The organism is Phyllobacterium sp. TAF24 (assembly GCF_052113785.1).
Classification (GTDB): domain Bacteria; phylum Pseudomonadota; class Alphaproteobacteria; order Rhizobiales; family Rhizobiaceae; genus Phyllobacterium.
Map to the genome: position 1 here is coordinate 20,358 of NZ_JBFRDN010000046.1, position 8,715 is coordinate 29,072.

Consider the following 8,715-nt stretch of genomic DNA (forward strand, 5'->3'; position numbering starts at 1 on the left):
GGAAGCAAGCCCCGCCAATTTTTTACCCATTACAAAGCGCAACAGGCTGTGATCTTGGCGAATCATTGCTTGCTCGCGATTCAGTGAGTTGATAACCCATTGACATGGGAAAAAGCCTGATTCCGCCAGACAATGGCGACGATAATGTTGAACCGGTTGATCTGAAGGCAGCGCTTGAACAGCGCTATCTTGCCTATGCGCTTTCGACGATCACAAACCGTGCCTTGCCTGACGTGCGTGACGGGCTGAAACCCGTTCATCGCAGAATTATGCATGCGATGCGCCTGCTGAGGCTTTCGCCTGATCAGTCCTATGCAAAATGCGCCCGTATCGTCGGTGAAGTGATGGGTAAATTCCATCCGCATGGCGACCAGTCGATCTATGATGCGCTGGTGCGCCTGTCGCAGGATTTTGCGGTGCGCTACCCTGTGGTCGACGGGCAGGGCAATTTTGGCAATATTGACGGCGATAATCCGGCCGCCATGCGTTACACCGAAGCGCGGATGACCGACGTCGCCATGCTGCTTCTGGAAGGCATCACCGAAGACGCTGTCGATTTTCGCCCGACCTATAATGATGAAGACGAGGAACCGATTGTTCTTCCCGGCGCGTTCCCGAACCTGCTGGCCAATGGTTCGTCCGGTATTGCGGTTGGCATGGCCACATCAATCCCGCCGCACAATGTCTCGGAACTCTGCGCCGCAGCGCTGCATCTGATCAAACATCCTGATGCGACGGTCGAAGATCTTGTTTCGCTTGAAGAAGATGCAGCCGATCATACCAAGACCATGGTTCGCGGGCCTGATTTTCCGACCGGCGGTGTGATGGTCGAAAGCGCCGATGCCATTCTCGACGCCTATAAGACCGGGCGGGGCGGTTTCCGTCTGCGCGCGCGCTGGGAGGTCGAGGATCAGGGACGCGGCACCTGGATCATCGTCATCACCGAAATTCCCTATCAGGTGCAAAAGTCCCGGCTGATCGAAAAGATCGCCGAACTGCTGATCGCCAAGAAGCTGCCGCTGCTTGATGATGTGCGTGACGAATCCACGGAAGACGTTCGCGTCGTGCTCGAACCCAAGAGTCGCAGCGTCAATCCTGACATTCTGATGGAATCCCTGTTCAAGCTGTCCGAGCTTGAAACGCGCTTTCCCCTGAACATGAACGTCCTGACCAACGGCAAGGTGCCGAACGTCCTGTCGTTGAAAGACGTGCTCCAGCAATGGCTTGATCACCGCAAGGATGTGCTCATTCGCCGCTCACGCCACCGGCTGGCGGAAATCGAGCGGCGTCTGGAAATTCTCGGCGGCTTCCTCATTGCCTATCTCAATCTTGATGAGGTGATCCGCATCATCCGCGAGGAAGATGAGCCGAAGCAGGAAATGATGGCCCGCTTCGGGCTAACGGATGTTCAGGCTGAAGCTGTTCTCAATATGCGTCTGCGTTCATTGCGCAAGCTTGAGGAATTCGAAATCCGCAAGGAGTTCGCCGGGCTGACTGCTGAAAAGGGTGAAATCGAGCAATTGCTGGCCTCCGACACCAAGCAGTGGCAGACCATTTCCTGGCAAATTGCCGAAATGCAGAAGAAATATGCGGCAGATACGCCTTTGGGCAAGCGCCGTACGACCTTTGCCGATGCGCCGCAGCATGATCTGACCGACATGCATCACGCCATGATCGAGAAGGAACCGGTTACGGTTGTCGTCTCGGAAAAAGGCTGGCTGCGCGCTATGAAGGGCCATCTGCCTGATTTCGCCGCCCTGACCTTCAAGGAAGGCGACAAGCTCAAGCTGGCGTTCCATGCGGAAACCACTGATAGAATTCTTGTCCTGACCACCGGCGGCAAGTTCTACACCATTGGCGCCAACAGCCTGCCGGGTGGGCGCGGACATGGCGAGCCGATCCGTATCATCGTTGATATGGAGAACGATCAGGACATCGTCACGGCCTTTGTCCACAATCCCGGACGCCAATTGCTCCTGTCGTCGCATGACGGCAATGGCTTCCTTGTGCCCGAGGCTGATGTCATGGCCAATACCCGCAAGGGCAGGCAGGTGATGAACGTCAAGGCGCCGGATGAGGCGCGCCATTGTGTTCCTGTTGTTGGTGATAGCGTCGCCATTGTCGGTGAAAACCGCAAGATGCTGGTGTTCCCGCTATCGGAAATTCCGGAACTTGGCCGTGGCAAGGGCGTACGCCTGCAGCGCTACAAGGATGGCGGCGTATCCGATATCCGTGTCTTTGCCATGGAGCAGGGGCTGACGTGGCAGGATGCGGCTGACCGTACCTTCACACGCAGCAAGGATGAACTCATCGAGTGGATCGGTCCACGTGCCACCGCTGGGCGTATGGTGCCAAAAGGTTTCCCGCGCTCGGGCAAGTTTTCCTGACACGCAATTCGCAGGTAGATTGAAAATATAAACGAGAATGTTCATTCTCGTATTGACGATGATTGTGTTTCGCTATAAACGAGAACGAACATTCGCTCTTTTTTGTGGTGCCGCATGGTTGATAACATTCTCCCAAGACCGACCAAGCACCTTGCCGATGAGAAATCGGACAGGGAAGGCGGCTGTTTTGTCACCAAACTCTTCGGCAAACGGGCGCAGAACCGCGAAGTTCAGGAAGCACGCATTCTCGAAGCGGCGACCAATTGTTTCGTCCGGGCAGGGTTTCACGGCGCGTCCATGAATGACATCTGCTCCGAAGCGGGCATGAGCCCCGGCGCGCTTTACCGTTATTTCCCGTCGAAAGAGTCGATTATCGAGACCATTGTCGCGGCCCACCGCAAGGCAAGCGCTGAAATTCTCGATCGTATGAGCGCGTACGACAATATCATCGACGCCTTGGTGATGGTTGGAATGGAGCATATCCACCAAAAATCGGCGACCAGCACCGGCGATGGTGTTGGTGATGCAAATGCCCGGATTTTCGCGGAAATACGGGCCGAGGCCATCCGCAACGAAGCCGTTGCCGCCCAGTGCGAGCTTTATGAAGGGCAGATGCGCGAACAGCTTTTGTCGGCCATCAGTGCTGCCAAGAATCGCGGCGAGATTGATCCCATTGGCGATCTCGGCCTCGTTGCAGCAACCCTTGCTGCCATGGGCGAGGGCGTGATCATGCGGAATTTTCCGGCACAGGGTGTGCCTGTCGAAGCGCTGGAACCGATGTTCCGTGCGCTCGCCGTGGCGATCTTGCGCCCGGTAAAAGCATAAAACATACGCATAAAATTACTGAACTACCGATCCCGGCAAATACCTCTTTTGATCAGGTCATCCGATGCGCAACCGCCGCAACAAAGTTCTGACACCTATTGTTCTGGCCCTTGGCCTGTCATCCATGCTCGTCTCAGGCGCTTTCGCCGATGATGCATTGGTGCAGAGGGTCAAGCCGCCTGTCATCAATGTCATCCCGGCCGCAGAGGGCGAGATGGTCGCAAGCATCACCGTCACGGGCACAATCGTTCCCCGGCAGGAAGTTGCCGTTGGAACCGACGTTGCCGGACTGATCGTGCTTGAGTTGGGTGCCGATCAGGGCGACTTTGTAAAGGAGGGCGACATCATTGCCCGCCTCGACAGGTCATCCCTCGAAATTCAGCTGGCACAAATCGAAGCGCAGCGCGCACAGGCTGAGGCATCCATTGCCCAGTCTGAAGCGCAGATTGTTGACGCGCAGATCGCGGTTCGGCAGGCACAGGAAGCGCTGGACCGTGCCCGCGCGCTATCGGCCAAGGGGATCACGTCCAAGGCCGACTTCGACAATGCCACCAATGCCCATGACAGCGCCAATGCGCGGCTCAATACCTCGCGGCAGGCGCTGGTTGCCAGCCAGTCGCAGTTGCAACTGGTGGCTGCACAAAAGCGCGATGTGCTGCTGCGGATTGAGAAAGCCGATGTAAAAGCACCAACGTCGGGCGTTGTGCTCAGCCGCAACGCATTGCTCGGTGGTATCGTGTCGATGAATGCCGGTCCCTTGTTCCGCATTGCCCGCGACAATGAATTTGAGCTTTCCGCCAACATTCCCGAAGTTGACCTGCCGCGCCTCAAGCCTGATATGCCCGTATCCGTGCGCGTTTCCGGCATGGAGCAGCCCGTTGCCGGTCATGTGCGTCTGATCTCACCTGAAATCACCGCCAGCTCCCGTCTCGGCGCCGTCAAGATTTCACTTGAGCGCAATGAAGCAATCCGCCCCGGCAATTTTGCCCGCGCTGTTATTGAGTTGACCCGGCGCAATGGTGTCAATGTCCCGCTCTCCGCAGTGGTCTATCGTGGCCCCACATCATTCGTACAGGTGGTAAAGGACGGTGTTGTCGATACGCGCAAAGTGACGCTCGGTATCCGCAGTGATCGCGCGGTTGAAGTGCTTGATGGCCTCGCCAGTGGCGAAGATGTGGTGGCGCGTGCCGGCACCTTTGTTGCCAATGGCGACCGCGTCACCCCGGTTCGTATCACCAATGAAACGACGGGGGCGGTCAAATGAACTGGAACATTTCCGCCTGGTCGATCCGCAATCCGGTTCCCTCGATCCTGCTTTTCGTTGTGCTGATGGTTTTGGGGTTGATGAGCTTTGCCAAGCTGCCCATTACCCGCTTTCCCAACATCGATGTGCCGCTGATTTCCGTGGCCGTCACCGATCCCGGTGTGGCGCCGAGCGAGCTTGAAACCCAGATCGCCAAGCGGGTTGAAGACTCTGTCGCCAATATCACCGGCGTGAAGAATGTTATCACCACGCTGACCGAAGGCAGTTCCACCACGCTGGTCGAGTTCCGCCTTGAAGTAGATACGCAAAAAGCGTTGAACGACGTCAAGGACGCGGTGACGCGCATTCGCAGCGATCTGCCTGCGACCATCAAGGAGCCCATTGTCAGCTCGGTGGATGTGGAAGGTTCGGCCATCCTGACCTATGCGGTTTCTGCGCCGACCATGACATCGGAAGAACTCTCATGGTTCGTTGATGACAAGATTTTGCGCGATATTCAGGGCGTCAAGGGCGTTGGCCGTGTTGAACGCTATGGCGGCGTGACGCGCGAAATCCGTGTCTCGCTTGATCCAGATCGCCTGACAGCGCTGGGTGTGACAGCCTCCGATGTCAACCGTGCCTTGAAATCCATGAATGCCGATCTGACGGGCGGACGTGGTGATCTCGGCTCGACGCAGCAGACCATCCGCACCCTCGGCGCCTCCCGCTCACTGGACGATCTGCGCGCCGTGGAAATCCCCCTTGCCGGTGGCCGTTCCGTGCGGCTTGATGCCATCGGTACTGTTACCGATGCGTTTCAGGAGCCCAAGTCCTTTGCCCGTGTGAACAACCAGACCGTTGTGTCGCTTGGTGTGTTCCGCGCCAAGGGTGCCAGCGATGCTGACGTCTTCAAGCGGGTTCAGGATCGCATGGACCTGTTGAAGCAGAAATATCCCGATACACGCTTCAACATCATCGATAATGCTGTGAATTATACCTATGGCAATTATGAAGCGGCGATGAGTTCGCTTGTCGAAGGTGCGCTTCTGTCGATTGTCGTGGTGTTCCTGTTCCTGCGCAACATTCGCGCCACGCTGATTGCGGCGGTGGCGCTGCCGCTATCCGCCATCCCCACATTCTGGGCTATCGATATGCTTGGGTTCTCGCTGAACCTGATCAGCCTGCTCGGTATCACGCTGGTGACCGGCATTCTTGTCGATGATGCCATTGTGGAGATCGAGAACATCGTCCGGCATATGCGTTCAGGCAAATCGCCCTATCGCGCCTCGCTGGAGGCCGCCGATGAAATCGGGCTTGCGGTTATCGCGATTTCCGTAACGATCATCGCCGTCTTTGCACCTGTCAGTTTCATGAGCGGCATTGCCGGGCAGTATTTCAAGCAGTTCGGCCTGACTGTTGCCGTTGCTGTGTTCTTCTCGCTGCTGGTGGCGCGCCTGATCACGCCGATGATGACGGCCTATCTCCTGCGTGACGGTAAAAGCCTGCATCATGAAGAAAATACAGGCGGCTGGGTGGGTGCGTATACCCGCTTCCTTGGTGTCACGCTGCGCTATCGTTGGCTGACGCTGATCAGTGGTGTGCTGCTGTTTGCCACGGCCATCTGGGCCATGGGCTTCCTGCCGTCGGGCTTCGTGCCACCACAGGATGAAGCGCGTGTTGCCGTCAATCTGGAATTAACACCCGGCTCTCCCATCGATGAAACGCGCCGCGTCACTGACGAAGCTGCAACGCGCGTGCGGGAAATTCCCGAGGTTCAGCAGACCTATGTCGTTGGGGGATCGTCGCCAAAGGGTGAAGTGGATACCCGGCGCGCGACGATGATCGTCAAGCTCAGCCACAAGAGCGAGCGCAACCGTACCCAGAAGCAGATTGAAGTCGATATCTTCAACAAGCTCTCCGAAGTGCCTGATTTGCGTGCCAATTTCGTCAATGACCGCGGCGAGCGCGAGTTTGCCATTGGCGTTATCGGGCCGGATGGCCAAAAGGTGAGTGAACAGGCACGCGCCATGCAGAGCGCCATGATGGCAACCGGTAGCTTTCAGGCGGTTTCCTCAAGTGCAGCACTGGATCGCCCCGAAATTATTGTGACGCCGCGCATGGACAAGCTGGCCGAACTTGGCCTGTCTACATCTGGCGTTTCCGATGCGCTGCGCGTGGCGACGCTCGGTGATCTCGATGCCAATCTGGCGAAATATACTGTTGGCGACCGGCAAATCCCGATCCGGGTTCAGCTGACGGAAGAATCGCGCCGCGATCTGACTGTGCTCAATACGCTCACAGTCACCGCTCCCTCGGGTGTCGTGGTGCCGCTGGCCTCCATCGCGCAGGTAAGTTTCGGACAGGGGCCTTCTTCGATTGAGCGCTTCAACCGTGAACGCCGTGTCGTTGTCGGTGCTAATATGGCTGGCGGCAAGGAGATCGGCGAAGGGCTTTCCATCGTCAAGGGCCTGCCGCAGGTCAAATCCATGCCTGATGGTGTGCGCATTCAGGAAACCGGTGACGCGGAAGTCATGGGCGAAGTCTTTGCCGGGTTCCGCGATGCCATGATCATGGGGCTGATGCTGGTGTTTGTGGTGCTGATCCTTTTGTTTGGCAGTATTTTCCACGCCTTCACCATTCTGATGTCGCTGCCGCTATCGATTGCCGGTGTGGCTGCCGCCTTGCTGCTCACCAACAATTCCGTCTCCATGGCGGTTGTCATCGGTATTTTGATGCTGATGGGCATTGTCACCAAGAACGCCATCATGCTTGTCGATTTCGCCATTGAAGAGGTGAAACACGGTATCCCGCGCAATGAGGCGATCATCGATGCCGGTCGCAAGCGTGTCCGCCCGATTGTCATGACGACGATTGCCATGTCCGCAGGCATGATCCCGGCAGCACTCGCCTTTGGTGACGGCGGTGAGTTCCGTGCGCCGATGGCTATCGCGGTGATCGGCGGTCTTCTGATTTCCACCGTTCTGTCACTGGTGTTCGTGCCGTCCTTCTACACGATCATGGATGATCTCAGCCGCTGGATGGCCCGCGCATTCCATTGGGGTTTCCGTCCGAACAAGCCGGATGAGCCCACTACCACAACACCCCATGGTGTGCGCTCGGTTCCTGCTTATCCGGCGCCGGGCTTTGCCAGTGAGGCCGCTGAATAGGCTCTGTCAGATCGGGTGGCGGATTGCCGCCATCCGTGACCGCTTGCGGGCACTGCGCATCTGCCAGATCGAGTGGCTGACAAGCGCGGTAATGATAATGATGCCACCCAGCAGGGTAGGATCACTGGGCCGCTCGGCAAAAACCAGCCAGACCCAGATCGGCGCAAGCACTGTTTCCAAGAGATAGAACATTGCCACTTCAGGGCCTGACAGGTATCGCGGCCCCGTGGCAAGGCAGGCAAAGGCGATGGTCGTTACCACCGCGCCGTTGAAGATGATCCATCCGGGCGCGGCAACGGAAAACCCATGCTGCGACACCATGAAAATCGCAACAGACATCGGCAGGATGGTGCCGATGATTGCGGCAAAGCTCATATCCTTCTTCGAAGCGCGGGTCACGGTAATGGCCGAGGCAAGAAAGAATGTTGAAAGCAGGGCAATGATGTTGCCGAAAAGATGCCCCGATGACAGGCCCTCGCGCACGATGATCCCGACGCCGATCAGCATGAAAAACATGGCAACGAAGGTCGCGGTTTTCGGGCGTTCTTTCAGGAATATCCAGGAGAGCAGCGCGGCGAACACCGTATTGAACGCCAGAATGAACACGAGATTGGCCGTCGAGGTGTTGTAGACGGCGATCATGAAAAAGATGGAGCCCATGCCGTAAAGCCCGGCAACAGCCACGCCAATGCGCCCCGGAATGAGCGTTCTCACCTTGCCGGTGGCAATGCTCCACACCGCCCAGATGATCATGGCACAGAGGAAGGTCGTACCGCTGCGCAGCAGCAGCGTCGACCAGGTTTCACCCTGACCAAGACGCAAAAGCGGGATATCGACGGAGAGTATCAACCCGCCAATACCCGTAATCAGCAGGCCCTTGCGGTGATCAAGATGCGGTTGGGACATTCCTTAGGGCTTTCCAAGTCTTTTTATTGTTCTAAGCCGCAGGGTGTAACTGGAAGAACAATCTTATTCCAGCGCGCGCGTTTATAAATCTGATTGCGTGTTGAGGGATGCGTGCATTTCCGTGGTTGGCGGTCGTGGTTCGTGGTTCGTGGTTCGTGGTTCGTGGTTCGTGGTTCGACAAGCTCAC

General features: G+C 57.1%; 5 protein-coding genes. 4 read left to right on the forward strand and 1 reads right to left on the reverse strand.

Annotated elements, in window-relative coordinates; all coding sequences use genetic code 11:
* Window positions 1-104 precede the first annotated feature (104 nt).
* From parC to AB4Y96_RS24745, 4 genes are all read left to right on the forward strand, one after another.
* Window positions 105-2,387: a DNA topoisomerase IV subunit A gene (parC, locus tag AB4Y96_RS24730; protein WP_441920560.1), complete on the forward strand. Its 2,283-nt coding sequence runs from the start codon at window positions 105-107 to the stop codon at window positions 2,385-2,387.
* Between the two features lie 114 nt (window positions 2,388-2,501).
* Window positions 2,502-3,212: a TetR/AcrR family transcriptional regulator gene (locus tag AB4Y96_RS24735; RefSeq protein ID WP_441920562.1), complete on the forward strand. Its 711-nt coding sequence runs from the start codon at window positions 2,502-2,504 to the stop codon at window positions 3,210-3,212.
* A 64-nt stretch (window positions 3,213-3,276) separates the two neighbouring features.
* Window positions 3,277-4,476 carry an efflux RND transporter periplasmic adaptor subunit gene (locus AB4Y96_RS24740; protein ID WP_441920563.1) on the forward strand — a complete coding sequence of 400 codons (1,200 nt, stop codon included), beginning with the start codon at window positions 3,277-3,279 and terminating at the stop codon, window positions 4,474-4,476.
* Window positions 4,473-7,622, forward strand: coding sequence for an efflux RND transporter permease subunit (locus AB4Y96_RS24745; RefSeq protein ID WP_441920565.1), 3,150 nt, complete (start codon window positions 4,473-4,475; stop codon window positions 7,620-7,622). The genes AB4Y96_RS24740 and AB4Y96_RS24745 overlap by 4 nt, the downstream gene beginning before the upstream one ends.
* Window positions 7,623-7,628: 6 nt before the next feature.
* Here the strand turns inward: AB4Y96_RS24745 and AB4Y96_RS24750 are convergent, their stop codons facing one another.
* The gene (locus AB4Y96_RS24750; RefSeq protein WP_091883943.1) at window positions 7,629-8,528 is read right to left on the reverse strand and encodes a DMT family transporter; all 900 of its coding nucleotides are present in this window, start codon (window positions 8,526-8,528) and stop codon (window positions 7,629-7,631) included.
* Between the last annotated feature and the right edge of the window lie 187 nt (window positions 8,529-8,715).

What these genes read in the sequence shown, in the direction of transcription:
- AB4Y96_RS24750 (WP_091883943.1), bottom strand. Translation starts at nt 8,528, where the DNA reads ATGTCCCAACCGCATCTTGATCACCGCAAGGGCCTGCTGATTACGGGT.
- AB4Y96_RS24745 (WP_441920565.1), top strand. Translation starts at nt 4,473, where the DNA reads ATGAACTGGAACATTTCCGCCTGGTCGATCCGCAATCCGGTTCCCTCG.
- parC (WP_441920560.1), top strand. Translation starts at nt 105, where the DNA reads ATGGGAAAAAGCCTGATTCCGCCAGACAATGGCGACGATAATGTTGAA.
- AB4Y96_RS24735 (WP_441920562.1), top strand. Translation starts at nt 2,502, where the DNA reads ATGGTTGATAACATTCTCCCAAGACCGACCAAGCACCTTGCCGATGAG.
- AB4Y96_RS24740 (WP_441920563.1), top strand. Translation starts at nt 3,277, where the DNA reads ATGCGCAACCGCCGCAACAAAGTTCTGACACCTATTGTTCTGGCCCTT.